Consider the following 24,655-nt stretch of genomic DNA (forward strand, 5'->3'; position numbering starts at 1 on the left):
AACCGCCCGAAGTAATTGGCCGTACAGAAAAAAGCAGATCGCAACAGCGCCGGCTCCAATGGACTGTCGTGCGTCTGCTCCGTCAGTCCCGGCGGCCGATCGCCGGCACTGCGGCGCTACGGCCCGATACTTGCTGGCGATCCGAGCGCCGCCGGGTTGTCGAAGGACAGCCTGACGGCGCGGTCCAGGGACGGATCGCCCGGGAGCCGGTCGCGCCAGCGATGGTTTCCCGGTCAGGCGCGCAAGCACGGCTTGCGCCGTTCGGTTGGAGACCGGTCCGCCGTTTCTCCAGCCAGCCGTCAGGGGAGCCGATGGGTGGTGCAAGCGCTGCTACGTCTGCTGATACGGGCCGGCCTGCTGCTCGGGCTGCTGGCCTGCGCCTCCTGGGCGGCCGCCACGCCGCCAGTACTGGACCTCACCGCCGGCCAGACCCGTGCGCCGCTGAACGCGGTCACCCGCTATGCGGTGGACTCCGGCGACGATGCCGCCGCCATGTTCGCCCGCGCCGAAGCCGGCGGCTTCCAGCCGCTGCCGGCGGACAGTACCGCCTTCGGCTTCGTCGATCAGGCGCACTGGTTCTACGCCCGCGTCGCCAATGCCAACCACGCCGACACGCGCTGGCTGCTGGTGCTGGAATACGCCCTGCTCGACTACGTCGATCTCTACGTGCGCCAGGCCGACGGCAGCATCCAGCATCTGCAGTCCGGCGACCGCCGCCCCTTCACCCTGCGCGGCGTGGCTTATCGCCATCCCAATTTCTGGCTGCAGATCCAGCCCGGCCAACCGCTGGAGCTGCTGCTGCGCGTGCAGAGCGAAAGCTCCATGCAGGTGCCGCTGGTGCTGTACACGCCCGGCGCCTTCATCGAGCTGGCGCGCGACGCCCAGCTGGGCATGGGCGTTTACTACGGCATCCTGCTGGCGCTGCTTTTCTACAATCTGATCCTGTTCTTCTCCCTGCGCGACCGCTCGCATTTTCTCTACAGCCTGCACGTGCTCGGCTTCGGTCTGGTGCTGTTCTGCCTCAACGGCCTGGCCTTTGAATATTTCTGGCCGCAGCGCACCTGGCTGGCCAACGCGGCGGTGCCGCTGTCCATGGCCTTTGCCATGCTGGCCATGCTGCTGTTCGCGCGCGATTTCCTCGAACTGCCGCGGCGTGCGCCGCTGGCCAACCGCCTGCTGCTGGGACTGATCGGCGTACATGCGCTGATGCTGCTGGCCAGCCCGCTGCTGGGCTACCGCAGCGCGGTGATGACAGGCACGGCACTGGTCTTCCCCGGCGTGCTGGGCGTGATCGCCGCGGCCTTCCTGGTGGCGCGGCGCGGCTTCCGTCCGGCGCTGCTGTTCCTGTTCGCCTGGGCCATGCTGCTGGGCGGCACGGCGGTGTATGCCCTGGTTTCCTTCGGCCTGCTGCCCAAGACCTTCGCCACCGAATACGGCATGCAGGTGGGTTCGGCAGCGGAAATGATCTTCCTCTCCTTCGCCCTGGCCTACCGCTGGGCCGCCCTGCGGCGCGAAAACGAGCGCATCGCCCAGGAGGCCGCCGAGCAGTTGGAACAGCGGGTGGAGGAACGCACGCGCGAACTCTCCAGCGCACTGGAGCAACTGGGCGAGGCGCATGCGCGCCTGCGCGAGCACAGCGCCCGCGACGGCCTCACCGGCGTCTTCAACCGGCGCCATTTCGAGCAGAACTTCGCTCCGCTGCTGGCCCAGTGCCAGGCCACGCAGCGGCCGTTCTCGCTGCTGCTGGCCGATCTGGACCACTTCAAGCGGGTCAACGACGAACACGGCCATCTCACCGGCGACGACTGCCTGCGCGCGATCGCCGCCACCCTGCAGCACTGCGCCGGCGAGGCGGCCTGCGTCGCCCGCTTCGGCGGCGAGGAGTTCGCCGTGCTGTTGCCCGGCGTGGACGAACTCGGTGCGCGCCGCACCGCCGAGGCAATACGCCAGCGCATCGCCGCCCAGGTATTCGCGCTGGAGGACGGTACGCGCCTGCACCTGACCGTGAGCATAGGCATAGCCAGCGACAGCACCGGTGCCGTCACCGAGCCCGCCGCCCTGCTGCGGCGCGCCGACGATGCGCTGTACGAGGCCAAGCGCAACGGCCGCAACCGCGTGGTACAGGGCACGGCGGCGGCCTAGGCCGCGCCGGAAGCGGATGCGATCCTGCACCGCCCGGGCTCCGCTCGCGGGCCGGCGGCGTAGCGGCCGCCAGGCGAGGAATACCCGGTTCCGCGCTGCTTTTCACGGCCCAGACGGCACATGAGCGCAGCTGCGGCGACCGTAACCCGCAGCAGACACCGTACCGGAACGTATCCATCCGGCCAGGCAAAACAGCGAAACTTTGTGACTTGCGTCACATATTGTTGCAGTGCGCCAACGCGCACGCGGCGCAACAAGCTTCTACGATCCTCGGCTGGCCCGATTCCGGGGAGGGAATGGCAGTAATGAAACGTAGTTACCTGATCGCGAGCCTGCTGCTCGCACTTGGCCTGCAGCAGGCCGCCGCCGCCGACGCCTCGCCGCAGGTCGTCGTGGTGCAGACGCGCGAACAGGCGCTGATCCAGCAACTGGGCGACCGCTTCGGCCATGTCCATGTGGACCGCCGCAAAGGCGTGGCGATGTTTGAAGCCGGCAGCGCCGACCTGGAATGGCTGCGCGCCCAGCGCGTGGAATTCCAGGTCGACAAGAACGCCAGCGCAGCGCTGCAGGCGCAGACCGAGGGCCGCTCCCTGCGCAGCATCCCCGGCTTCGCCTGCTACCGCACGGTGGAGGAGACCCAGGCCAGCGTGGACGCGCTGATCGCCGCGCACCCGCAGCTGGCCAGCAAGATCGACATTGGCGATTCCTGGGAAAAGGTCACCGCCGGCGGCAATCCCGGTTATGACCTGGTCGTGCTCAAGCTGACCAATTCCGCCATTCCCGGCCCCAAGCCCAAGCTGTTCGCGATGACCGCGATCCACGCGCGCGAGTACACCACGGCCGAACTCAACACCCGCTTCGCCGAATGGCTGGTCAACGGCTACGGCAGCGACCCCGAAGCCACTTGGCTGCTGGACCACAACGAATTCCACCTCCTGCTGCAGTCCAATCCGGACGGCCGCAAGAAGGCCGAGACCGGATTGTCCTGGCGCAAGAACACCAACACCGCCTATTGCGGCAGCACCAGCAACTCGCGCGGCGCCGACCTCAACCGCAACTTCCCCTTCCACTGGGGCGGTCCGGGCGCAAGCAATTCCCAGTGCGATGACACCTACCGCGGCCCCGCGGCGGCGTCCGAGCCGGAAACCCAGGCGGTGGTGAACTACGTCGAAAGCATCTATCCGGACCTGCGCCCCGACGACACCACCACGCCGGCGCCGGACACCACCCAGGGTGTATTCCTGGACATCCACAGTTTTTCCCAGTTGGTACTCTGGCCCTGGGGCGATACCACCACGCTGGCGCCGAACTCCGCCGCGCTGGAAATGCTCGGCCGGCGCATAGGCTGGTTCAACAACTACGATCCGCAGCAGTCGGTAGGCCTGTACGCGACCAGCGGCACCACCGACGACACCGCTTACGGCAGGCTGGGCGTACCGGCCTATACCATCGAGCTCGGCGTCGCCTTCTTCGAGAACTGCGCCAGCTTCGAATCCAGCACGTATCCGCGCAACGTCGACGCGCTGCGCTATACCGCGCGCAGTCTGGCCGCGCCGTACAAGCTGCCGTCCGGCCCGGACGCGCTGGAGATCACCGCCTCGCCGCAGCTGGTCGTCGCCGGCACGCCGGTACGCATCGAAGCACGCATCGACGATTCCCGCCTCAACCGCACCGCCCAGCCCCAGGCTGGCGCGCCGCCGCCGCCGACCACGCAGAACGTGGCCTCGGCCCGGGCCTATGTCGATAGCCTGCCCTGGGAAAGCGGCGCCGCCTTCCAGGCCATGAGCGCGATCGACGGCAGCTTCAACAGCGGCAGCGAAGCCGTAGGCCTGGATCTGGACACCAGCGGCCTGGCCAGCGGCAAGCACCTGGTCTACGTGCAGGGCACGGACAGCGCCGGCTCCGCCGGTCCGCCCAATGCGGTGTTCATCGAAGTGGCCCAGGCCAACGAGATCGCCACCGTCCACGGCATCGTGCGCGATGCGCAGACCAATGCGCCGCTGGCCGCCAGCGTGAAGATCGGTGACGCCACCGTGCAGGCCAGCGCCGCCGGCGCCTACAGCAGGAGTCTGCGCGCCGGCACGGTCGATTTCGAGGTCAGCGCGCCCGGCCACATGACCGAACGGGTGAGCGGGGTGAACCTGTCCGGCGGCAGCGACAGCACGCGGGATTTCCTGCTCGCGCCCAACTGCAGCGTGTTCGCCGATGATGTCGAAGGCGCCAATCCCGGCTGGACCGCGCAGTCGCCCTGGGGCACCAGCACTACGGTCAGCGGCAATACCAGCAAGGTGTGGACCGACAGCCCGGCCGGCAACTACGGCAACAGCGTCAACACCAGCCTGACGTCGCCGCTGCTCAACCTGAGCGGCTACGCCGATGCCGTGCTCAGCTTCGACCAGCGTTGCGTGACCGAGGCCGGCTACGACTACGGCATTGTGGAAATCTCCACCAACGCTGCCGCCGGCTCGCCCAGCTGGACCGAACTGGCCCGCTGCGACGGCAACAACACCACTTGGACCAACCAGCGCATCACCCTGCCCGCCGCCGCGAACGGCAGCGCCACGGTCAAGCTGCGCTTCCGCCTGACTTCGGATACCAGCGAGGTACGCGAAGGCTGGTCCATCGACAACATCAAGGTCGAAGCCGGCGGCGATGCCTGCCGCAATGCGGCGGACCGGATCTTCGACGACGGCTTCCAGGGGTAGCGCCGGGATCGGGAATGGAGAGGATTCGGGATTCGCGATGGCGGATCCCGGATCGCCCTGTTGTCTAGCCGCCGGCCGCCGCTGCAGCGCGGCGGTTCCAGGGCATTTTCATCAGCACGCGCGCCAGCCCGCAGAAACCGGAGACGCCAGCGAACACCAGGCCGGCGCCGATCAGGCCCGACAGGGCGTGGAACCAGGGCGATACGGCCGCGCCAAGCACGGCGCCCAGCACGATCAGCGAGCCGGCGACGATCTGCACCTGGCGCTGCAGTTCCAGCGGCTGGGCCGCATCGGCAACCACGGGCAGGCCGGCCTGCTTCCAGGCGTCCAGTCCGCCCTGCAGCACATAGGCTTCGCGCGCACAGGCGCCCAGTGCCGCGGCGTTGAGCCGGGTGCGATTGCCGGAACGGCAATGGAAGATCGCCACCTCGGCCGGGACGCTACCGCCGCCGGCCAGGGTTTCCATCGGCATATGCCGCGCCTGCGCGATGTGCTCGCGCGCGTACTCGTCGGCGGCGCGGATATCCACCAGCAGCGCACCACGCTGCAGCAACTGCTGCGCTTCATGGACGGAAACGGTTTTCGGCGACATGGCAAGGCTCCGCGGCGGGATCAGGGACAGAAGATGGACTTCAGCGTCGCGATGAGTTTCGCGACAGCCGGGTTGTCGATGCGGTAGTACAAGGTCTGCGCCTCGCGCCGGAACGTCACCAGGCCCTCCTCGCGCATGCGCGCCAGATGCTGGGAAAGGGCGGACTGGCCCAGTTCCAGGCGCTCCAGCAGCGCACCCACGCTCATTTCGCCGTGCTCGATCAGCAGGCACAGCACCAGCAGGCGGTGCTCGTTGCCGACGGCGCGCAGCAGCGCCGCGGCCTGGGCCGCGCCCTGCTGCAGGAATTTCCGGTCTTGCTCTGTCAGCGCCATGAAGTCGGCTCTATTTCAGGTCAATCTAAATTAGCATTTCCTGATATAAGGGCCAAGCCGCGCCATGCAAGACCAGATCAACGAGGACGGCGGGAAATGGCGCAGCCTGTGATTGGCCACTGCGCCGACGAGCACGGCTGTTCCGGCCGCGCTGCGCGCTTCGACGCAATGAATCTCCGCGCAGGCGTCCGTCCGCCGCGCAGGCGCGGCTTGAAGATGCCGCTGCCGCCGGCGCTGCGGCCGGCCGCTACGGACGCATGCGGCGGGAAAATCCGGCGGCGCAGCACTGCCTGCGCCGCCGGATCAGGGCAAGGCTCAGGCGAGCAGCGCGCCGCTGGCGATCAGCTCGCACATGCGCCGCACTTCCGCGTCCATGGCGCGGTCGCGCTGCATGAAGCCGACCACGCCGCGCACCGCGGCGAAGGCCTTGCGCACGGCGTCGCCGGCGCGGAATTCGCCGGCATCGTTCAGCGCCTGCATCAGCGCGGTGACCTCGGCCTGGAACTGGGCATAGTCCGCATGACCTTCCGCCGGCGCGCCGGCGACCTTGGCGGCCAGCGCACGCCAGTCGCCGCGGGCAGCCAGGCGGCGCGCCGCATTGAGCATGTCCTGGCGGTATTCCAGCGCCTGCGCCGCGGTATAGATTTCCAGCGCCAGCACGTGGGAAAGGTCCTCGGTCATTTCCAGCACATGGCGCGCCTCGTTGGCGCCCATGGACACATGATCCTCGGCATTCGCGCTGGTCGGTATCGAATACACCGAGGCCGGATGCGCGCGCGTGGCCAGGTCGTTGACCAGGGCCGCGGCGGTGTACTGCACGATCATGAAGCCCGAATCGGTGGCGTCCTCGTTGCCGATGAGGAAGGCCGGCAGGCCGTCGTTGTTGGCCGGATCCACCAGCTTGTTCAGGCGCCGCTCCGAGATCGAGGCCAGCACCGGAATCGCCGCCTTGAGATAGCTCATGGCCAAAGCCAGCGGCATACCGTGGAAATGGCCGGCGGAGACGACCTGATCCTCGATAACTGCCGCATTTTCCATTTGCGGAAAAATCAGCGGATTGTCGGTGACCGCGTTCAGCTCAATGTCGATCACACGGCAGGCCTGGGCCCAGGCGTCGCGCACCGCGCCGTGCACCTGCGGCGAGCAGCGCAGGCAGTACGCATCCTGGGGCTGGTGCTTCTTGCCGCCCTTGAACGGCAGGAAGCGCGCGTAGAAGGATTCCTTGCCGTGGCGCTGCGCCGGCGGCACGTAGTCCCAGCTGATGTCGAAGCGGGCGGACTGATCCTCCGCATGATTCCAGGAGCTGGCCAGCCAGGTGCGGAAGCGCGGCACCAGGTGGTACGGAATATCGGCCAGGCTGGAGCCCGCCAGCAGGCGGCGCAGATTGGCCGCCGCCTCGACCTGGCCCGGATGCGGCCGCAGCGCGTGCACTTCCGGCTTGAGCGCGCCGGTGCGGCCGGCGAAGGCATCCAGCGTCATGGCCGCGGCCAGGTCGGCGGTGCGGATCAGCTGCTCCATGCGATGCAGGGCCAGTGCCGCGGTGGCCAGCATCTGCGTGGTGCCGTTGTTCAGCGCCAAACCTTCCTTGAACGACAGCCGCAGCGGTTTCAGGCCCGCGCGCTGCAATGCCTGCGCGCCCGGCAGGCGCTCGCCGCCGACGAAGGCTTCGCCGCCGCCGAGCAGCACGATGGCCAGATGCGACAGCGGCGCCAGATCGCCGCTGGCGCCGACCGAGCCTTTCTCCGGAATCACCGGGATCACGTCGTGATTGAGCAGGTCGGCCAGGGCCTGCAAGGTCACCACGCGGATGCCGGAATGGCCGCGCATCAGCGTATTGACGCGGATGGCCAGCATCGCGCGCACCACTTCCGGCGCGAACGGCTTGCCCACGCAGACCGCATGGGTAACGACGAGGTTGTATTGCAGCTCTTCCATCAGCGTGCCGTCGCGCTGCTCCGGATTGCCGCCGGGCAGTTCGTCGCGGGCGCGGTGCGCCCCCAGCAGCTTGTCGGCATTGCTGCCGAAGCCGGTGGTGACGCCGTAGATCGGCTCGCCGCAGCTGACCTTGTCGGCAAGGAAATCCGCCGCCTGCTGCACGCGCGCAAGCTGCGCCGGATCCAGCGCGATGCGCGCGCGCTCATGCGCGATGGCGGCGACCTGGGCGCGGCTCAGCGAGGAGCCGTCGAGAAGGATGGTCGAAGTAGTCATGGCAATTCCTGGTGACGGGGCGCGGGCATCAGCCCATCGCCTGGGCCTGTTCCAATTCCACGCGCAGCGCGCGGACCAGCTCGGCGCGCGCCACTTCAAACTGCTCGCGCCGGCGCAGATCCTTGACCACTACCGTGTCCTTGGCGATCTCGTCGCTGCCGACCACGATGGCGAAGGCGATGCCGGCCTTCTCCGCATATTTGAACTGCCTGGCCAGCTTGCCCGGCTCCAGCACCACCTCGGTATTGATGCCGGCCTGGCGCAGTTCGTTGGCGATGGCGAGATAGCGCGGCAGTTCGGCCTCGTCCATCTGCGTGACCAGCACCTGCACGGTACTGCGTCCGGTGCCCATCAGTCCCGCTTCGCGCAGCTGCCAGTACAGCCGCGATGCGCCTATGGAAATGCCCACGCCGGGCAGGTGCGACTTGGTGTAATGCGCGGCCAGGTTCTCGTAGCGGCCGCCGGAGCAGATCGAACCTATGCCCGGGTGGTCGACCAGATGCGTCTCGTAGACCGTGCCGGTGTAGTAGTCCAGGCCGCGGGCAATGGACAGGTTCAGCGCATAGAACGCTTCCGGCACGCCCAGCGCGCGGATCAGCTGCAGCACTTCGCGCAGCTCGGCTATGCCCTGGTTGAAGGCTTCGCTGCCCTGTCCCAGCGAATCGAGCCTGGCCAGCGCGTCGTCGTGGCCGCTGGAGCGGATCTGCACGAAATGCAGGATCTGCGCGATGGCCGCGTCATTCAGGCCGAAGTCGCCGCCGCGCAGGCTTTCGGCAACCTTGTCGGCGCCGACCTTGTCCAGCTTGTCGATCTCGCGCAGGATCAGCGCCTGCTTTTGCGCATCGGCCTGGCCCAGGTTCTCGAAGAAGCCGCGCAGCAGCTTGCGGTTGTTGAGCTGGATGGTGAACGGGCCGATCTTCAGATCGCGGAACACCTGGTAGATCACCGCCGGCAGTTCCGCGTCGTAGCGGATCGACAGCGCATCCTTGCCGATCACGTCGATATCGCACTGGTAGAACTCGCGGAAGCGGCCGCGCTGGTGACGCTCGCCGCGGTAGACGCGCTGCATCTGATAGCGGCGGAACGGGAAGTTGAGCTGGTGCTCGTGCTCGGCCACGTAGCGCGCCAGCGGCACGGTGAGGTCGAAGCGCAGCGCCAGTTCCGGCGGACCGCCTTTTTCCAGGCTGCCAGTGGACTGCAGGAAATACACCTGGCGCTCGGTCTCGCCGCCTTCCTTGGTCAGCAGTACCTCGGTCAGTTCCATCACCGGCGTTTCCACCGGCAGGAAGGCGAAGCGCTCGAAGCCGCGGCGGATAGTGTCGAGCATGTCCTGGAACGCGATCTGGTCCAGCGGCAGCAGTTCGAGCACACCAGGCGGCGTGCGGGGGGCAGTCAAGGCCATGCGGTCCTCATACGGTTCGCAAAGCGCGTCCGGGCGCGCGAAGGGCGCATAGCCTAGCAGATGGTCAGGCGCCGTCCCGGCCATGTAATAACCGGTTCTAACAATGCCCGCGCAGCCCGCCGCCGGCGCTTCGCCGTGCCGGTTCTGCCGGCGGCGGCAGCGGGATTCCACGGCGCCCGGCGCAGGTACCCGTGCGGCATCCGTCACAGCCGATTCGCTTTCAGCCTTGATTTCCCGTATGCTTGACGAGTTTTACGTGCGGACTCTCCGGCTTCCCTACCGGATTCCTGACGTGGCGAGCGGGTTCTTCCTTGCGCGGCACGTACCAGTTTCTCCCTCCACCGGCCCTCACGAAAAATACGGCCAGCGGCCGCAGCCTGCGGCCCGCCGTCGAAATTCATTACCTGCAGCGCGGATGCATGGCCACTGGATGGTCGTCGGGAACGCTCTGGGTTTCACGTTAGGAGCAATCCCATGTCCTTTGACACGCTCGGGCTGTCGCCCGCACTGCTGTGTGCCCTCAATGAACAAGGCTATACCCAGCCCACGCCGATCCAGGCCGAGGCCATTCCGCTGGTGCTGGCCGGCCGCGACCTGATGGCCGGCGCCCAGACCGGCACCGGCAAGACCGCCGCCTTCGCCCTGCCCATGCTGGAGCGGCTCTACCCCAACGGCGCGCTGCGCCTGGAACAGCCGCGCAAGGTGCGCGCCCTGGTGCTCACGCCCACGCGCGAGCTGGCCGTGCAGGTGCACGACAGCATCCGCGCCTACGGCAAGAACATCCGTTTCAATTCCACCACTATCTTCGGCGGTGTCGGCATGGGCGGCCAGGTGCAGGCGCTCAAGCGCGGCATGGACATCATCGTCGCCACGCCGGGCCGCCTGATCGACCACCTGGACCAGCGCACGCTGAACCTGCGCGACATCGAGATCCTGGTGCTGGACGAAGCCGACCGCATGCTCGACATGGGCTTCCTGCCGGCGATCAAGAAAATCCTCGGCCAGCTGCCGCGCCAGCGCCAGAACCTGCTGTTCTCGGCCACCTATGCCGAAGACATCAAGAAGCTCGCCGCCGAGCTGCTCAACGATCCGGCGCAGATCCAGATTGCGCAGCAGAACAGCGTCGCGGCCACGGTCGAGCACCGCGTCTACGCGGTCGACAACGATCGCAAGAAGGACGTGCTGATCGAGATTCTGGCCCATGACAGCCGCCGCCAGACCCTGGTGTTCGGCCGCACCAAGCACGGCTCGGACCGCCTCGCCCGCCAGCTCAGCCAGGCCGGCTTCAAGGCCGACGCGATCCACGGCAACAAGAGCCAGAACGCGCGCCAGCGCGCGCTCAAGGATTTCAAGGAAGGCCGCATCAACGTGCTGGTCGCCACCGACATCGCCGCGCGCGGGCTGGATATCGACCAGCTGCCGGTGGTGATCAACTACGACCTGCCCATGGTCGCCGCCGACTACGTGCACCGCATCGGCCGCACCGGCCGCGCCGGCTGCGACGGCCTGGCCCTGTCCCTGGTCTGCCGCGAAGAACAGGGCCTGCTCAACGACATCCAGCGCCTGCTCAAGCGCGAGATCGACATTGCCGTGCTGGAAGGCTTTGAACCCAAGGTGCCGCTGCGCACCGGCGCCGATGCCCAGCGCGCCGGCAAGCCCAAGCAAGGCAACCGCGGCGCCCGCCGCCCGCACGTGGCCCAGCCCAGCGGCGGCGGCAAGCACCACGCCGGCAAGGACCAGCGCCGCGGCGGCGGCAACGGCGGCCAGAACGGGCGGCGTTCGGATGGGAGAGGCGGCGGCGGGCGCGGGCAGAATTCGCCGCGTTGATAGACATTCGCCGCGCTGACGGTCATTCGCTACGCTGATAGACGTTTGCCGCGCCGGGAGTCACTGTAGCCGATCACTCCCGGCGTAGCCGCTCAAAGCAGCCGCAATACGCCCTCTCCCCCGGCTCCGCCGGGGGAGAGGGCTTTTTGTTTGCGTGCGCCGTAACTCGCTGCAACCCCGGGGTACTGCAACTCCACGAGACTGCAACCCTGCGAAGCTGCAGCTCCACAGACTGCATCCCAAAAAGACCGCAGCCTCGCGAAAGCTGCACCTCCACAAGACTGCGATCCCAGAGCGCCGCAACTGCGCCAAGCTGCAACTCCGCGGGACCGCAATTCTGCAACGCCGCATCCTTGCGAGGTTGCGATGCTGCAAGGCGCTAACCAGGCAGGACTGCAACGCCACAGGACAGCGCCCCTGCAAGCCCGCGACACCGCGCGCCGCCTCACCACGCGCCTCACCTCACACCTTCCAATACCATCGCCTCCGGTGCAGCCACACCGCGACGCCCCACCATACCGCCACTACGGCGCAGGCCCAGGCCGCCGAGGCCGCGCGCGGGCCGGCCAGCGGCGTGATCCAGCTGGCGAAGGCGTGCTGGTACAGCCAAGTGTCGGCACCGAAGGCGGCCAGCAGGCAGACCATCAGCCAGGAACCCGCATAGGCCAGGATGGCGTTGAGTCCCAGCGCGCGGCCCGGCAGCCACAACCCGCGCAGGTCGACCAGGCGATGCAGCAGGGCCAGCAGCAGCAGGCCGGCGCCGCCAGTCCACAGCACATAGCCCGGCGTCCACAGCGCCTTGTTGAAGGGCTGCCAGAACGACAGCGCCAGGCCGGCCGCGGCCGCGGCGACGCCGGCATACAGCAGAGGACTGGCGATGCGGGATCCGCCCGCAGCCACCGCACCGGCGCGCAGCCAGCTGCCGGCGCGCAGGCCGAGCACGGTGCTGGCAATCGCTCCCAGGGTGCTGAGCACGCCTTCGGGATCGAAGGCGCGGCCGCTGGCGGGATCGAACTGGTAGGCGTAGCGGCCCAGCAGCGCGCTGTCCACGCGCACATTCCAGTTGTCGGCCTGGGCCGTGCCGCCGAAGAACAGCAGCAGCGAATAGCCGGCCAGCAGGGCGGCGAACAGCAGCCACTGCCCGCGCGGCCGCAGGTACAGCGCGGCCGGTCCGGCCACGGCCAGGCACAGGCCGATGCGCTGCAGCACGCCGGCCAGGCGGAAGGCGCGCTCGGGAATCAGCAGCGCCGCAGCAAGATGCAGCAGCAGGCCCACGCCGACCAGACGCAGTGCGCGCAGCAGCACGGCGCGGCGCAGCGCGGCCGGCTCGGCGCCGCGGGCGAGCTGGGGTTCCAGCGCCAGGCTCAGCGAGGCGCCGGCCACGAACAGGAATAGCGGAAAGATGTAATCCGCCGGCTGGCAGCCGTGCCAGGCGGCGTGTTCCAGCCACGGAAAGACATGGCCCCAGTCGCCGGCGTTGTTGACCAGTAGCATGGCCGCGACGGTAAGGCCGCGCAGGATGTCGACCGAGGCAAAGCGTGGCGCGGTTGCAGCGGGCATGGCGGTCCGTGGCGCGGCGGCGGAAGTCCCAGCCTCGCATATCCGGGCGGCGGCGCGTTATGACGCTGATTCCCGTTGCGCCGCATTCTCGCGCCAGGCCGCCCGGCCACCGCGACGACCAGCCGGCGTCGGCGCGGGCACCGACAGCCCCGCCTCACCGCGCCACCGCCGCGCCGCCATGCCCTATGCCGCTCCTCCGCGCCTCCGCCGCGCCACACCGCGCCCTGCCACACCCCGCTGCCACGCCGATCCGCAGAGACCGCCAAACGGCCTAACCCCTCCGCTTCTTTCAGCCACCGCAAACCCTTCGGCACCCCGCTTTCCAGTCCGCGCCACGGCGCCTCCCGCCCCGTCCGCCGCCAGCCGCGGCCTTGCCGCTCAGGCCTGCAACGCGGCCGGGACTTCCGTCATGGGCGCCCCCGGCGGATCCGGTTTAGCATCGGCGCCCGTTTCCCTGTCCGGAGTGCGTTTTCATGAAGAACCGTCTTGCCATCGCCCTGGCCCTCGCCCTGGGCATCGCGGCGCCGCTCTATGCCGCCGACAAGGCGGCTCCCGCCGCGAGCGCCGCCGTGAAGCCCGACATGACCAACAACCCCTTCGCCAAGCCCAGCACGCTGCCGTTCCAGTACCCGCAGTTCGACAAGATCAAGAACGAGCACTTCGTCCCGGCGATGGAAGCCGGCATGATCGAACACCGCGCCGAAATCGACGCCATCGCCGACTCCAAGGACGCCGCCACGCTGGAAAACACCATCGTCGCGATGGAGCGTTCCGGCCAGCTGCTCAACCGCGCCACCACGGTGTTCTTCAATCTCAGCGGCGCCAATACCAACGACGCGATAGAGAAAATCCAGAGCGAGATGGCGCCCAAGCTGTCGGCACACCAGGACGCGATCTACCTCAATTCCAAGCTGTTCGCCCGCGTGCAGTCGCTGTATGACAAGCGCGATTCGCTGGGCCTCGATCCGGAAAGCAAGCGCCTGGTCGAACGCTACTACACCGATTTCGTGCGCGCCGGCGCCAAGCTCAGCGACGCCGACAAGGCCAAGCTCAAGGACATGAACGCCGAGCTGGCCACGCTGCAGACCCGCTTCAGCCAGAACATGCTGAAGGAGAACAACGCCTCGGCCGTGATCGTCGACAGCAAGGAAGAACTCAAGGGCCTGTCCGACGCCGCCATCTCCGCCGCCGCCGAAGCGGCCAAGCAGCGCAAGCTCGAAGGCAAGTACGTCATCGCGCTGCAGAACACCAGCGGCCAGCCGGCGCTGGCCCAGCTGGAAAACCGCGCCCTGCGCGAGCGCCTGCAGAAGGCCTCGGTCGAGCGCGCCAGCCACGGCGGCGAATTCGACAACCGCGCCATCGTCGCCAGCGTCGCCAAGATCCGCGCCGAGCGCGCCAAGCTGCTGGGCTACGACAACCACGCCGCCTACACCCTGGAAGACGAGACCGCCAAGACGGTCAAGGCCGTGAACGACCGCCTGGCCCAGTTGGCGCCGCCGGCCGTGGCCAATGCGAAGAAGGAAGCGGCTGACCTGCAGAGCATGATCGACAAGGAAAAGGGCGGCTTCCAGCTCGCCGCCTGGGACTGGTCGTTCTATTCGGAAAAGGTGCGCGCGGAAAAGTACAGTTTTGACGAAGGCCAGCTGCGCCCGTACTTCGAGTTCGACAGCGTGCTCAAGAACGGCGTGTTCTTCGCTGCCAACAAGCTGTACGGCCTGAGCTTCAAGGAACGCACCGACCTGCCCGTCTACAATCCGGACGTGCGCGTGTTCGACGTGACCGACGCCGACGGCAAGCCGCTGGCGATCTTCCTGGTCGACTGGTATGCCCGCGACAACAAGCGCGGCGGCGCCTGGATGAATGAATACGTGTCCCAGAGCGGCCTGTTCGGCACGCATCCGGTGGTGGCCAACCACCTCAACATTCCCAAGCCGCCCAAGGGCGAGCCGACCCTGCTGACCTACGACGAAGTCAACACGGCCTTCCACGAATTCGGCCATGCCCTGCATGGCATGTTCTCCAACGTGAAGTACCCGCGCTTCTCCGGCACCAGCGTGCCGCGCGATTTCGTGGAATATCCGTCCCAGGTCAATGAAATGTGGACCACCTGGCCGGAAATCCTCAAGAACTACGCCAAGCACTACAAGACCGGCGAACCGATCCCGCAGGAACTGGTGGACAAGGTCACCGCGGCGCAGAAGTTCAACCAGGGCTTCGCCACCACCGAATACCTGGGCGCGGCCCTGCTCGACCAGGCCTGGCACCAGATCACGCCGGCACAGGCACCCAATGCCGATGGCGTGCTCGGCTTTGAAGCCGCCGCGCTGAAGAAGGCCGGCGTGGACTTCGCGCCGGTGCCGCCGCGTTACCGCAGCGCCTACTTCTCCCACATCATGGGCGGCTATGCAGCCGGCTACTACGCCTACATCTGGAGCGAAGTGCTGGATGCCGACAGCGTGGAATGGTTCAAGGAGAACGGCGGCCTCAAGCGCGAGAACGGCGACCACTTCCGCAAGACCCTGCTCTCGCGCGGCGGCAGCGTCGATGCGATGCAGCTGTTCAAGGACTTCCGCGGCCGCGATCCGGACGTCAAGCCGCTGCTGGAACGCCGCGGCCTGACCGCCAAGTAAGCCACGCTGCGTCCGGCCGCCACGGCGGCCGGACCACGCTGCAAATGAAAAACCCGCACCGGTTCGCGCCGGGGCGGGTTTTTTCGTAGCGGGAGCAGCGCTGCCGCGGCCGGCGCGCCGCGGCGATCAGACGTCGCGGCGTACCCCGCCACCGCTCTGCGAGGTGCGGTACGGCATCTTGTCCGCATTGAGCAGGCGTTCGATGCGCATGAACACCTCGGCGCGGGAGAACGGCTTCTTCATGAAATCGTCGGCGCCGATGCGCTGGGCGTAGAACTGCTCGGTGGCCTGTTCATTGCCGCTGATCATGATGATGGGGATGTCCTTGGTGCGCGAATCCCGGCGCAGCTGGCGCAGCGCGGCAAAGCCGTTCATGCCGGGCAGCACGATGTCCAGGAAGATCAGGTCCGGCGCCTCGGCCTGGGCCATGCGTATGCCTTCCTCGGCGTCGCCGGCTTCCAGCGTGGCGTAGCCGTTCTGCTGCAGCAGCTTGCGCAGCAGGGCGACGATGGTCGGTGAATCGTCGACGATGAGGACGCGGGTGCCTTCGCGGGCATTGATGCGCGGCTTGTCGCGCCGCTCGGCCGCGGCCGGCTGGCCACCGAAAATCCTTCGCAGAAATCCGAACATACCTTTCCAGCTCCCCTGCCCCGCGAACCCCTGGCCCGGAAGTTTCGGGGTTACGCGCGGGCGGGTCAAACCTGACCGCGGCGGAATGCGGCCCGGCGGCGCCGGAAAAGCGCGCCGGATGCCTGCCGCAGCGCGTTTTCAGTGCTGCCGGCGGCCAACGCGGCGCCGCAGGACCAAAGCCGGAAACGTGCCGGGTGGCGCAGATTCGGCCAGCATCCGCGCAAACAGCGCCGCCGTGCTCTCGCGATCTTGCCGCCGACGCGGCCGGGAGGCACCGCAGGCCAGCCTCCACAGCTGGCCCCACTGCGCATGGCCGCGGGCCGCGGCTTCAGCTCAGCAGGCGCGTCACCAGGCGCGGCTCCAGCAGCGCCATGAACAGCAGGCCGAAGCCCGCGCCCCACAGGTGCGCGCTGTGGTTGACGTTGTCGCGCGACTGCCGGTCCATGTACCAGGTATAGGCCAGGTACAGCACGCCGAACAAAATCGCCGGCATGGGCAAGAAGAACACCAGGATCTGCGAACCCGGCGCTACCAGGATGTAGGCGAACAGCACTGCCGACACCGCGCCCGAGGCACCCAGGCTGTAATAGTTAGGATCGTTCTGGTGCTTCATATAGCTGGGCAGGATGGACACCAGCAGGCCGCCCAGGTACAGCAGCGGCAGGCCCAGCGGCCCCATGGCCTGGCCCAGCACCAGCTCCATCGCCCGGCCGAAGAAGAACAAAGTAAACATGTTGAAAAAAAGATGCATGCCGTCTGCATGCACCAGGCCGTAGGAGAACAGGCGCCAGTATTCGTTCTTGCGCTTGACCGCCGGCGGCCACAGCACCAGCTGCTGCTGCAGGCGCGGATTGCTGAAGGCGGCCAGGGACACGGCCACGGTCAGGCCGATCAGGATAAGGGTGACAAACATGCGCGCTCGGCTCCGGGATGGGGCGGTGGCAGCCGCGTCAGCCGCGCGGCTTGAACAGGGCGGCGTCGAGGATGGACCAGAGGTGGATCACCCAGCCCAGCAGGATCACCCACAGCACCGCGGCCAGCACGAACTGCACCAGCGCCATCAGCAGGCGGCCCTGCACCAGCTGGCCCAGGCCGGGAATGAAGAAGCTGCAAATGGCGGCGATGACATTGCCGGCCGAACCCTGTCCTGTGCTCATCGTGCTGTGGTCCCTGGGGAATAGTCGCGATAGCTTGGCAGATGTTGCCGCCGCCCGGGAAATTCAAGCGGCGCGGTTGCTTTCGCCGGCAGCGGGGACTAGCCTGCCGCCTCTTGCTCAGGCTGCAACCCACCGGGGAGACATCATTGTGAAAGCCATTCCTTGCGCACTTGCGCTGGCCACGAGTATTGCGCTAGCCGCCGGCGCGCACGCCGCCACACCGGCGGACGCCGACGCCTTCATCGCCGGCATCAACCAGGAAATCCGCGACAATTATGTCGAGGTCACGGCAGCGCAGTGGGTCTCGGAAACCTACATCAACGGCGACACCGAAGTACTGGTGGCCAAGGCCAACGAACGCGCCCTTGCGCGACTTTCTGCCAATGTGGAGAAATCCGCACAGTTCGACAGCCTCGCCGGCATCTCGCCGCTGACCCGCCGCGGCATCGACCTGCTCAAGCTGCAGACCGCGATGCCGGCGCCGAAGGATCCGGCCAAGCTGTCGGAGCTGACCCAGATCGCCTCCCGCCTCAACGCCGCCTACGGCGCCGGCAAGTCCTGCACCGACGAGGCCAGGCCCGAGACCTGCCGCAACCTCGACCAGCTCAGCAAGGTGCTGGCGGAAAACCGCGACTGGGACGCCGACCTGGAAGCCTGGACCGCCTGGCACAACACCGCCCGCGGCATGCGCAAGGACTATGTGCGCTTCGCCCAGCTGGTCAACGAAGGCGCCGGCGAGATGGGCTATGCCAACGCCGGCGAAATGTGGCGCGCCGGCTACGACATGAGCGCGGCCGACCTGCGCAAGGAAACCGACCGCCTGTGGCAGCAGGTGCAGCCGCTGTACAAGGACCTGCAGTGCTACGCGCGCACCAAGCTCGACGCGCAGTACCCGGGCAAGCTGGCGAAAGACGGCACCATCCCCGCACATATCACCGGCAACATGTGGTCGCAGGACTGGTCGGCGCTGTATCCGCTGCTGCAGCCGTATCCGAACGCCTCCAACCTGGACGTGGATGCGGCGCTGAAGCAGAAGCAGTACACGCCGGTGTCCATGGTGCAGCGCGCCGAGGATTTCTACACCTCGATCGGCTTCCCGGCGCTGCCCAAGTCGTTCTATGAGAAATCCCAGCTCACCCGCCCGGCCGACCGCGACGTGGTCTGCCACGCCAGCGCCTGGGACCTCAACCTCGAAGGCGACGTGCGCATCAAAATGTGCATCAACATCAACGAGGAAGATTTCCGCACCGTCTACCACGAGCTGGGCCACATCTATTACTACCTGGCCTACAACAAGCTGCCGCCCCTGTTCCAGACCGGCGCCCACGACGGCTTCCACGAAGCCATCGGCGACACCATCCAGCTCAACCTGACGCCGGGCTATCTGGGCCAGATCGGCCTGGCCGGCGAATCCAAGCAGAGCAAGGAAGCCGTGCTCAATGCGCAGATGAAGCAGGCGCTGGAGAAGATCGCCTTCCTGCCCTTCGGCAAGCTGATCGACGAATGGCGCTGGGGCGTGTTCGACGGCTCCATCAAGCCGGAAAACTACAACGCCGCCTGGTGGGCGCTGAAGAAGAAATACCAGGGCGTGGCGCCCATCGTCGCGCGCGGCGAGGAGAACTTCGACCCCGGCGCGAAGTACCACGTGCCCGGCAACACGCCGTACATGCGCTACTTCCTCGCCCACATCCTGCAGTTCCAGTTCCAGCGCGAGCTGTGCAAGGCCGCCGGCTACAAGGGCCCGCTGCACGAATGCTCGATCTACGGCAACAAGGAAGCCGGCAAGAAGTTCTGGGCCATGCTGGAAAAAGGCTCCAGCCAGCCCTGGCAGGACACGCTGAAGGAACTCACCGGCAAGGGCGAGATGGACGCCTCGGCCATACTGGATTACTTCGCTCCGCTGCACGCCTGGCTCAAGCAGCAGAACAAGGGCAAGTCCTGCGGCTGGAACTGATCGGCGCTGCGCCGCGGCCGTTGCACGCCGCGGCGCAGCCCTGCACTTCCGAAGGCCGCCTCCGGGCGGCCTTCGCGTCTGCGTGCCGCACAGCGCGGCGCGCATGCTATGTTGGCGCCCGTCGCCACCGCCACCGAGGGACTCCGATGCAACGCTGGATCAAACTGCCCGACGGCCGCTTCGTCGACGCCAACCGCATCATGTACATCGGCAAGGTGGAAACCTATCCGCGCATCGACGAGGACGGCAACGACCTGGGCCAGGGCTACAACGTCAATATCGGCACCGGCCTGGCGCGCGAAGAACAGATCACCCTGATGGCCGGCAAGGAAGAAGTGCTGGCCGTGCTCAAGCAGATCCTCGGCGCACCCGCGCCGGCGGCGGGCTGAAGAAAACCGCGCCGCGGCCGCCGGCCGCGGCGAACCGGCCCAATTACTGCGCCTGCGCCTCGGCCGCCAGCAGCGCGGCTTCGCGCGCGGCCTTGCGCTTGTACACCTGCCAGGCCACACCGCCGATCACGGTCAGCAGCGCCGAGGCCAGCGCCATGCGCAACACGCTGACCGACACCACCACCGAGACCAGCCCGGCCAGCACCGCGTTGAATACCAGGCTGACAAAAGCCTGCAGCGAGGATGCGCCGCCGCGGTGCAGCGGGAAGCGGTCCAGCAGCAGCACGGTCAGGGCGGGGAAAGACAGCGAAATGCCGATCGCGTGCAGGCCTATCGGCAGCACCGACCAGGGAACCTGCGGCTGCGGCAGCAACAAGGCCACCGTCACGTTGACGCCCGAGGCAAGCAGCATGATCAGATAGCCCAGGCCCACGGTCTGGGCCAAGCTGTAGCGGCCGGCCAGGCGGCTGGACAGCAGCGACCCCAGGAACATGCCGCTGACCGCCGGCACGAACAGCCAGCCGAACTGCTGCGGTCCCAGCTTGAGCAGGTTCACCACGAAGGCCGGCGCCGAGGAGATGTACAGGAACATGGCGCTGAAATTCATGGTGCCGGCGATGGCCAGCGGCCAGAACTGCCGGTCCAGCAGCATTTCCAGATACCCCTGCAGCAACGCCCGCGGCCGCAGCGGTATGCGCCGCGCCGGCGGATGCGATTCCGGCAGGCGCCAGGCCGAGGCGGCCAGCAGCAGCGCACCCCAGCCGGCGAGGAACCAGAAGATCCAGCGCCAGTGCCCCATCAGCAGCACCCAGCCGCCGATCATCGGCGCCAGCGCCGGCGCGACGGTGAACAGCATGGACACATTGGACATCAACCGCTGCACCCGCGGCCCTTCGTAGAGATCGCGCATGATCGCGCGTGCCACGATCCAGCCGGCGCCGGCGACCGCGCCCTGCAGGGCGCGGAAGAACCACAGGCTTTCTATGGACCAGGTCAGCGCGCAGCCGACCGAGGCCAGGGTGAACAGCGCGACGCCGCCCATCACCACCGGGCGCCGGCCCAGCGCATCCGACAGCGGGCCGTGCACCAGCGACATCAGCGCCAGCGCGACCAGATAGATCGACAGCGTCTGCTGCATGGCGAAATCGTCGGCGCCGAATTCCGCCGCGATGGCCGGGAACGCCGGGAACATGGTGTCGATCGCGAACGGCCCGAACATGGCCAGGCCGGCGAGCAACAGGGTCAAGCCAGGTTTTGCAGTGGCGTTCATCGTTTCTCGTCATCACGCCGCGGCGGCGGACGCACGCGGCGCCGCGGCACGGCCTGGGCCGCGCCGCGCACCGCCGGGCTTCATTGCCCGCTGCCGCAGCATTGCTTGTATTTCTTGCCGCTGCCGCAGGGGCAGGCATCGTTGCGGCCGACCTTGGGCCCTTCGCGCCGCACCGTGGCCGGCGTGAGGCGCTGCTCCAGCCAGTAGTCGTGCGCATCCAGGGCGAAGCCGAACATGGTCTCCATCAGCGCATCGCGCTGTTCCTGGGTGGCGACTTCGGCGCCGGTCTCCTCGTCGTCGGGACCGCGCGCGAGCAGGTCCACGGCTTCGATGTCTTCCTCCCAGTCCGGATCCGACAGCAGATCGTCCCAGTCCTCTTCGCGCAGACCGACGCCGCGCAGATAGCCCAGCGCCCATTCCTGGCCGAAGGCGGCGGCTTCGCCGCCCTCCAGTTCGACCTCGCCTATCCACGGCTCGAACTCGGCACCGCCCTGGCTCAGCACGGTGGCAATGTGGTTGTAGTGGCGCATGATCAGGCCGAGCATGGCCTGGGCCTGGTCCTCGCTCTCGAACACCTCGGCCTGGCCTTCGCCCTCTTCCTCGCCGACCCAGATCAGGGGCACCCACTCCGACGGCAGGATAGTGTCGGGGCTGGACAGTACCGCGGTAAGGTAGCCGTCGAGCATCTCGAAGCTCATGCCGTCGCGCTCGACTGCGTGGGTATCCAGAAAGCGCGACAGCGTCTGGACTTCCTGTTCGCTCAGGGGCTGCTGCAGTTCGTGTTTGCGGGTCATGGGAAGCATCCGGTCGAGTGAGGCGGGAAAGCGGCGGCGAAAAAAGCCGGCCAGCCGGCAATGATGCACCATGCACGCTGCTCACGCGCGGTGCAAATACCAATTGACCGGGCCGAGCCGCGGCGCGGCGGCTAGAATCCGCCGCTGTGCCGCGCCGCCCGGAGAACCGCCATGCCCTGGATTTCCCTGCTTGCCATCGGCCTGGGCGCGGCGCTCGGGGCCTGGCTGCGCTGGGGCCTGGGCCTGTGGCTGAACCCGCTGCTGGCCAATCTGCCGCTGGGCACGCTGGCGGCCAACCTCATCGGCGGCCTGCTCATGGGCCTGCTGATGGCGCTGCTGGAAGCCCACGCGGACTGGCCGGCGGAGCTGCGCCTGTTTGCCGGCACCGGCTTCCTCGGCGGCCTGACCACCTTCTCCACCTTTTCCGGCGAGGCCGGCGCGCTGCTGGAACGCGGTGAATACACCTGGGCCGGCGCCCTGGTGATTGTGCACGTGGCCGGCTCCATCGCCGCCACGCTGGCCGGCTGGCTGCTGCTGCGGGCCCTGCTGCGCGGCCAGCTCTGAGCCGGGCGCGCCACCGCCGGACGGCAAAGAATCCTTGCGTGACAAGCACCTGAGCCGGGGATCGCGCCCCGCCGCGGCAATTCCGGCACAATACCCGCTTTGCGCGCGCCCCCTGCGCGCCAGCCCAGAACGCCGATGAGCCTGCAATCCAATTTCGAACAGATCCCGCTCAAGCAATACGCCGAGCGCGCCTATCTCGATTACTCCATGTACGTGGTGCTGGACCGCGCCCTGCCCTTCGTCGGCGACGGGCTCAAGCCGGTGCAGCGCCGCATCGTCTACGCCATGAGCGAGCTGGGTCTCGCCGCCACCGCCAAGCCGCGCAAATCGGCGCTGACCATCGGCGAAGTGCTCGGCAAATACCATCCGCACGGCGACAGCGCCTGCTACGAGGCGATGGTGCTGATGACGCAGTCGTTCTCCTACCGCTATCCGCTGATCGAAGGCCAGGGCAACTTCGGTTCGCCCGACGATCCCAAGTCCTTCGCCGCGATGCGCTATACCGAGGCCAAGCTCTCGCCCATCGCCGCGCTGCTGCTGGACGAACTGGGCCAGGGCACGGTGGATTTCTCGCCCAACTACGACGGCAGCCAGGAAGAACCTTCGTGGCTGCCCGCGCGCGTGCCGCACGTGCTGCTCAACGGCTCCATGGGCATCGCTGTGGGCATGGCCACCGACATCCCTCCGCACAACCTGCGCGAGATCGCCAGCGCCTGCATCCGCCTGCTGGACGACCCCGACGCCACCGTGCGCGACCTGTGCGAACACGTGCTCGGCCCCGATTACCCGACCCGCGCCGAGATCATCACGCCCAAGGCCGAACTGCAGGCCCTGTACGAGAACGGCACCGGCAGCGTGCGCGCCCGGGCCATCTACCAGAAAGAAGACGGCAACGTCGTCATCACCGCGCTGCCCTACCAGGTGTCGCCGTCCAAGATCCTGGAGCAGATCGCCGCCCAGCTGCGCGCCAAGAAGCTGCCGATGCTGGAAGACCTGCGCGACGAGTCCGACCACCAGAACCCGATACGCCTGGTGCTGATCCCGCGCTCCAGCCGCGTCGACGCGGACGAGATGATGCAGCATCTGTTCGCTACTACCGATTTGGAAAAGAGCTACCGCGTCAATCTCAACATCATCGGCCTGGACGGCCGGCCCCAGGTCAAGAACCTCAAGCAGGTGCTGAACGAGTGGCTGCGCTTCCGCAGCGACACGGTGACGCGCCGCCTCAACTTCCGCCTGGGCAAGGTCGAGCGCCGCCTGCACCTGCTGGAAGGCCTGCGCATCGCCTATCTCAACCTGGACGAGGTCATCCGCATCATCCGCACCGAGGAAGAGCCCAGGCCGGTGCTGATGGCGCGCTTCCGCCTGAGCGAGGAACAGGCCGACTACATCCTCGAAACCCGCCTGCGCCAGCTTGCACGGCTGGAAGAAATGAAGATCAACAGCGAGCGCGACCAGCTGGAAGAGGAACGCGCGCGCATCAACGTCATCCTCAATTCCAAGCAGCGCCTGAAGACCCTCATCAAGGACGAGCTGAAGGACGACGCGAAGAAATACGGCGACGAGCGCCGCTCGCCCATCGTCGAACGCCAGGTCGCCCAGGCGCTGGACGAAGCCGCGCTGGTGGCGAGCGAACCGACCACGGTGGTGCTGTCGCAGAAGGGCTGGATCCGCGCCGCCAAGGGCCATGAAGTCGATCCCGCCGGCATGAGCTACCGCGAAGGCGACGCGCTGCAGGCCTACGCCCGCGGCCGCACCACGCAGCAGGTCGCCTTCATCGACTCCACCGGCCGCAGCTACTCCACGCCGGCCCACAGCCTGCCCTCGGCCCGCGGCAACGGCGAGCCGCTGACCGGCCGTTTCGCTCCCCCCGCCGGCGCACGCTTTGAAGCCGTCGCCATGAGCGAGGCCGATACGCGCCTGGTACTGGCTTCCGACTACGGCTACGGCTTCGTCACCCGCTTCGCCAACCTGATCGGCAACAAGAAGGCCGGCAAGCAGATCCTCAACATCGACGACAACGCCAAGGTGCTCGCCCCCGCCTACGTCGCCGATCCCGCCCGCGACCGCATCGTGGTGGCGACCAACGCCGGCCACCTGCTGATGTTCTCCGTCGCCGAACTGCCCGAGCTGGACAACGGCGGCAAGGGCAACAAGCTGATCGAGATTCCCAAGGCCAGGCTCGCCGAAGGCGAACGTGTTGCCGGCATCACCGTCGTCACCGAAGGCAAGGGCGAAGTCACCCTCTACGCCGGTGCCCGCAAACTCACCCTGCGCTGGGCCGACCTGGTCGAATACGGCGGCAACCGCGCCGGCCGCGGCGGCCTGCTGCCGCGCGGACTGCAGCGCGTGGAGCGGCTGGAGACCACGGGCTGAGGATTCGGGATTCGGGATTCGGGATTCGGGATTCGGGATTCGGGATTCGGGATTCGGGATTCGGGATTCGGGATTCGCAGCGAGTGTGCGGCGGAATCCGAGGTTTCTGGCAAGTGAAATTTG

General features: G+C 67.5%; 18 protein-coding genes. 8 read left to right on the forward strand and 10 right to left on the reverse strand.

Going from position 1 to position 24,655, the window contains the following annotated elements:
* Positions 1-315: 315 nt before the first annotated feature.
* Complete coding sequence (locus NM961_RS11825) at positions 316-2,142, forward strand: 7TM diverse intracellular signaling domain-containing protein (RefSeq protein WP_255914569.1); 1,827 nt, start codon at positions 316-318, stop codon at positions 2,140-2,142.
* Between the two features lie 305 nt (positions 2,143-2,447).
* Positions 2,448-4,847, forward strand: a complete 2,400-nt coding sequence (locus NM961_RS11830) for a M14 family zinc carboxypeptidase (protein WP_255914570.1) — start codon at positions 2,448-2,450, stop codon at positions 4,845-4,847.
* Positions 4,848-4,911: 64 nt separating this feature from the next.
* Here the strand turns inward: NM961_RS11830 and NM961_RS11835 are convergent, their stop codons facing one another.
* From NM961_RS11835 to hisS, 4 genes are all read right to left on the reverse strand, one after another.
* On the reverse strand, positions 4,912-5,439 hold the full coding sequence (locus tag NM961_RS11835) for a rhodanese family protein (RefSeq protein WP_255914571.1): 528 nt from the start codon (positions 5,437-5,439) through the stop codon (positions 4,912-4,914).
* Between the two features lie 20 nt (positions 5,440-5,459).
* Complete coding sequence (locus NM961_RS11840) at positions 5,460-5,771, reverse strand: ArsR/SmtB family transcription factor (RefSeq protein WP_255914572.1); 312 nt, start codon at positions 5,769-5,771, stop codon at positions 5,460-5,462.
* Between the two features lie 315 nt (positions 5,772-6,086).
* Entirely contained in the window at positions 6,087-7,979 is a 1,893-nt protein-coding gene (locus NM961_RS11845; protein ID WP_255914573.1) for an HAL/PAL/TAL family ammonia-lyase, read from the reverse strand.
* 28 nt (positions 7,980-8,007) lie between these two features.
* A complete protein-coding gene (gene hisS, locus NM961_RS11850; RefSeq protein ID WP_255914574.1) occupies positions 8,008-9,381 on the reverse strand; it encodes a histidine--tRNA ligase in 1,374 nt (457 codons plus the stop codon).
* 474 nt (positions 9,382-9,855) lie between these two features.
* Between hisS and NM961_RS11855 the strand changes: the two genes are divergently transcribed.
* Positions 9,856-11,208, forward strand: a complete 1,353-nt coding sequence (locus NM961_RS11855) for a DEAD/DEAH box helicase (protein ID WP_255914575.1) — start codon at positions 9,856-9,858, stop codon at positions 11,206-11,208.
* A gap of 462 nt (positions 11,209-11,670) precedes the next feature.
* Here the strand turns inward: NM961_RS11855 and NM961_RS11860 are convergent, their stop codons facing one another.
* Entirely contained in the window at positions 11,671-12,768 is a 1,098-nt protein-coding gene (locus tag NM961_RS11860; protein WP_255914576.1) for a heparan-alpha-glucosaminide N-acetyltransferase domain-containing protein, read from the reverse strand.
* A 473-nt stretch (positions 12,769-13,241) separates the two neighbouring features.
* On the opposite strand from NM961_RS11860, the gene NM961_RS11865 reads away from it, so the two are divergent.
* The gene (locus tag NM961_RS11865; protein ID WP_255914577.1) at positions 13,242-15,398 is read left to right on the forward strand and encodes a M3 family metallopeptidase; all 2,157 of its coding nucleotides are present in this window, start codon (positions 13,242-13,244) and stop codon (positions 15,396-15,398) included.
* Between the two features lie 126 nt (positions 15,399-15,524).
* On the opposite strand, the gene NM961_RS11870 is transcribed toward NM961_RS11865, so the two are convergent.
* The 3 genes from NM961_RS11870 to NM961_RS11880 all read right to left on the reverse strand — a co-directional run bounded on the left by NM961_RS11870 (position 15,525) and on the right by NM961_RS11880 (position 17,185).
* Positions 15,525-16,028 (reverse strand): response regulator, encoded by a 504-nt coding sequence (locus NM961_RS11870; protein ID WP_255914578.1) that lies wholly within the window; start codon positions 16,026-16,028, stop codon positions 15,525-15,527.
* Positions 16,029-16,356: 328 nt separating this feature from the next.
* Positions 16,357-16,941, reverse strand: a complete 585-nt coding sequence (locus tag NM961_RS11875) for a rhomboid family intramembrane serine protease (protein WP_255914579.1) — start codon at positions 16,939-16,941, stop codon at positions 16,357-16,359.
* A 37-nt stretch (positions 16,942-16,978) separates the two neighbouring features.
* Positions 16,979-17,185: a hypothetical protein gene (locus tag NM961_RS11880; protein ID WP_255914580.1), complete on the reverse strand. Its 207-nt coding sequence runs from the start codon at positions 17,183-17,185 to the stop codon at positions 16,979-16,981.
* A 148-nt stretch (positions 17,186-17,333) separates the two neighbouring features.
* Between NM961_RS11880 and NM961_RS11885 the strand changes: the two genes are divergently transcribed.
* Entirely contained in the window at positions 17,334-19,139 is a 1,806-nt protein-coding gene (locus tag NM961_RS11885; RefSeq protein WP_439334208.1) for a M2 family metallopeptidase, read from the forward strand.
* A gap of 146 nt (positions 19,140-19,285) precedes the next feature.
* On the forward strand, positions 19,286-19,528 hold the full coding sequence (locus NM961_RS11890) for a hypothetical protein (protein ID WP_255914581.1): 243 nt from the start codon (positions 19,286-19,288) through the stop codon (positions 19,526-19,528).
* A 43-nt stretch (positions 19,529-19,571) separates the two neighbouring features.
* Here NM961_RS11890 and NM961_RS11895 read toward each other — a convergent pair whose 3' ends face one another.
* Both NM961_RS11895 and NM961_RS11905 read right to left on the reverse strand, forming a co-directional pair.
* Positions 19,572-20,798, reverse strand: a complete 1,227-nt coding sequence (locus NM961_RS11895; protein ID WP_255914582.1) for a multidrug effflux MFS transporter — start codon at positions 20,796-20,798, stop codon at positions 19,572-19,574.
* 80 nt (positions 20,799-20,878) lie between these two features.
* A complete protein-coding gene (locus NM961_RS11905; RefSeq protein WP_439334209.1) occupies positions 20,879-21,592 on the reverse strand; it encodes a UPF0149 family protein in 714 nt (237 codons plus the stop codon).
* A gap of 171 nt (positions 21,593-21,763) precedes the next feature.
* Between NM961_RS11905 and crcB the strand changes: the two genes are divergently transcribed.
* Positions 21,764-22,156, forward strand: a complete 393-nt coding sequence (crcB, locus tag NM961_RS11910; RefSeq protein ID WP_255914583.1) for a fluoride efflux transporter CrcB — start codon at positions 21,764-21,766, stop codon at positions 22,154-22,156.
* Positions 22,157-22,291: 135 nt separating this feature from the next.
* A complete protein-coding gene (gene parC / locus NM961_RS11915) occupies positions 22,292-24,532 on the forward strand; it encodes a DNA topoisomerase IV subunit A (RefSeq protein ID WP_255914584.1) in 2,241 nt (746 codons plus the stop codon).
* Positions 24,533-24,655: the final 123 nt, after the last annotated feature.

This window comes from Tahibacter harae (assembly GCF_024437735.1).
In the GTDB taxonomy this organism is placed as follows: domain Bacteria; phylum Pseudomonadota; class Gammaproteobacteria; order Xanthomonadales; family Rhodanobacteraceae; genus Tahibacter; species Tahibacter harae.

What these genes read in the sequence shown, in the direction of transcription:
- NM961_RS11845 (WP_255914573.1), bottom strand. Translation starts at nt 7,979, where the DNA reads ATGACTACTTCGACCATCCTTCTCGACGGCTCCTCGCTGAGCCGCGCC.
- NM961_RS11860 (WP_255914576.1), bottom strand. Translation starts at nt 12,768, where the DNA reads ATGCCCGCTGCAACCGCGCCACGCTTTGCCTCGGTCGACATCCTGCGC.
- crcB (WP_255914583.1), top strand. Translation starts at nt 21,764, where the DNA reads ATGCCCTGGATTTCCCTGCTTGCCATCGGCCTGGGCGCGGCGCTCGGG.
- NM961_RS11865 (WP_255914577.1), top strand. Translation starts at nt 13,242, where the DNA reads ATGAAGAACCGTCTTGCCATCGCCCTGGCCCTCGCCCTGGGCATCGCG.
- NM961_RS11835 (WP_255914571.1), bottom strand. Translation starts at nt 5,439, where the DNA reads ATGTCGCCGAAAACCGTTTCCGTCCATGAAGCGCAGCAGTTGCTGCAG.
- NM961_RS11830 (WP_255914570.1), top strand. Translation starts at nt 2,448, where the DNA reads ATGAAACGTAGTTACCTGATCGCGAGCCTGCTGCTCGCACTTGGCCTG.
- NM961_RS11840 (WP_255914572.1), bottom strand. Translation starts at nt 5,771, where the DNA reads ATGGCGCTGACAGAGCAAGACCGGAAATTCCTGCAGCAGGGCGCGGCC.
- NM961_RS11870 (WP_255914578.1), bottom strand. Translation starts at nt 16,028, where the DNA reads ATGTTCGGATTTCTGCGAAGGATTTTCGGTGGCCAGCCGGCCGCGGCC.
- parC (WP_255914584.1), top strand. Translation starts at nt 22,292, where the DNA reads ATGAGCCTGCAATCCAATTTCGAACAGATCCCGCTCAAGCAATACGCC.
- NM961_RS11880 (WP_255914580.1), bottom strand. Translation starts at nt 17,185, where the DNA reads ATGAGCACAGGACAGGGTTCGGCCGGCAATGTCATCGCCGCCATTTGC.
- NM961_RS11895 (WP_255914582.1), bottom strand. Translation starts at nt 20,798, where the DNA reads ATGAACGCCACTGCAAAACCTGGCTTGACCCTGTTGCTCGCCGGCCTG.
- NM961_RS11855 (WP_255914575.1), top strand. Translation starts at nt 9,856, where the DNA reads ATGTCCTTTGACACGCTCGGGCTGTCGCCCGCACTGCTGTGTGCCCTC.
- NM961_RS11875 (WP_255914579.1), bottom strand. Translation starts at nt 16,941, where the DNA reads ATGTTTGTCACCCTTATCCTGATCGGCCTGACCGTGGCCGTGTCCCTG.
- hisS (WP_255914574.1), bottom strand. Translation starts at nt 9,381, where the DNA reads ATGGCCTTGACTGCCCCCCGCACGCCGCCTGGTGTGCTCGAACTGCTG.
- NM961_RS11905 (WP_439334209.1), bottom strand. Translation starts at nt 21,592, where the DNA reads ATGACCCGCAAACACGAACTGCAGCAGCCCCTGAGCGAACAGGAAGTC.
- NM961_RS11890 (WP_255914581.1), top strand. Translation starts at nt 19,286, where the DNA reads ATGCAACGCTGGATCAAACTGCCCGACGGCCGCTTCGTCGACGCCAAC.